The sequence below is a fragment of the Pseudomonas sp. D47 genome (genome assembly GCF_045447305.1).
GTDB lineage: Bacteria > Pseudomonadota > Gammaproteobacteria > Pseudomonadales > Pseudomonadaceae > Aquipseudomonas.
On record NZ_JBJGXU010000148.1, the window covers coordinates 1 to 1,510 of the forward strand.

Here is a 1,510-nt window from a genome sequence, read left to right on the forward strand (position 1 = left end):
AGCTGCGTCACCGAAACCAAAGCTGGAGATCATCCAAGCAACAGCCCGCGCTATCACAACCGGTACCGCAGACAAGATCTTGAGGGAACTGGAGAGGCCGCACACTCAGACGTTATTGGCCTTGGCTGGCCGCTCGGTGGGTGGCTGAAAGCGTATTTCCTGTACGCACAGCCTCACTTATGATGTGTCGATACTCCAACTATGGTGGCCGCCTATGTATTGCGAGGCGGCCACCAGACTTTGGCCATCAAGTTTAGCTGCCGCCTCTGTCTACCTTATGTCTGCTGCATTGAAATGTTGCTCTGATGCTGTCGAGCTTCTTGTCTTCAGCTTTTGCCCACTTTCAGTCCTTGTTGAGTGCGCTCGATAAGACAGTCATGTTCAGCACTGCCTTCAGCGGATGCGGGGTCGCTACGCCGAATTGCCGAATCAGGTCGTGAGCTTTCCTGCACTCATGAGTGCCTGAGTCGAGCAGGGGTGATATTCGAACCGAATGATGTCCGCGGTATCGGGATTAGTCCCGATACCAAAGACGGTATGCCAACTACATAAAAATGAGAGTCTATGAACAATAAAATTAACCGCCAGGTCGGCGCCGTCATTGCATTGTTTATGTGTGGCATGATTTCACTTCATGGTGGAATCACCTTGCTTTACTTGAGCATGACCAGCGTAGCCTTGACCTCTCAGGAGATCCTAATGTTTTATCTGTCGGGCTGCCTGGGTGTGGTGTTGATTCCTTTGATGGGCGCAAGTTGTGAGCGAGTGGTATTAGTGGCCTTGGCAGCCAAGATATTGCTAGTCTTCTGTGCATTGTTGACAGGCAGCGTCTGGACCGTTCCAGAAGCGCTGTGCTCGGGGCTAATTGCTTCATCAAGTTTCTATTTTGCGATGCGCGAGGTCTCAAAAAGACAGAACGAAAAATTACTTGCCTCGGTACTGATACTGATCATTAACATTGAGTCTTTGGTCTGGTACGCCGCTTTCGGTTGGCTTTCTGAGTTGCAGTCTCAGGTGTGGTTGTCGCTAGCCTACGGGCTGGCTACAATTCTGCCCTTGCTCTACATCAGCACGTTTGTCAGTACGGCAGTGATACAGCGCGTCAACATCAAGCAACTGCTGAGTCTCAGCAAGTCGCTTTCGGTCTACAATCTGTTTTGTTACATGCTTGCGGTGTTCGCGGTTAATTGCTTCAATTTGTCACTCCATCATTGGGCAAAGCTTGATGGGCAGAATTGGTGGGGCAGTGTTCCTGGAATTACCGGGTTCTATATCCTCGGTATTCTGTCTAGCGTCGCAGTATTGTCCAAGCTGAAGGTTCGTAATGAGAAGCTATTGATAGTGGCACTGCTCAGTCTTTGCGCCATCGGGTACTGGCTTGCTGGTGATGCTGCCCAAAACTCTCTGCTGCTAATAGCGGCCGTTTTCGGATTGGGAAGCACAAGTACACTGGTCATGTCATCAATAGTTGCAGATCTTGTGCAAACGCACGACACTCTCAGCCGTCTAC

The 1,510-nt window shown here is 50.4% G+C and carries 1 protein-coding gene; it reads left to right on the top strand.

The window, feature by feature from the left end:
* Positions 1-564 precede the first annotated feature (564 nt).
* On the top strand, positions 565-1,510 hold a 946-nt coding region (locus ACI77I_RS31940), incomplete at its 3' end, for a hypothetical protein (RefSeq protein WP_407000182.1).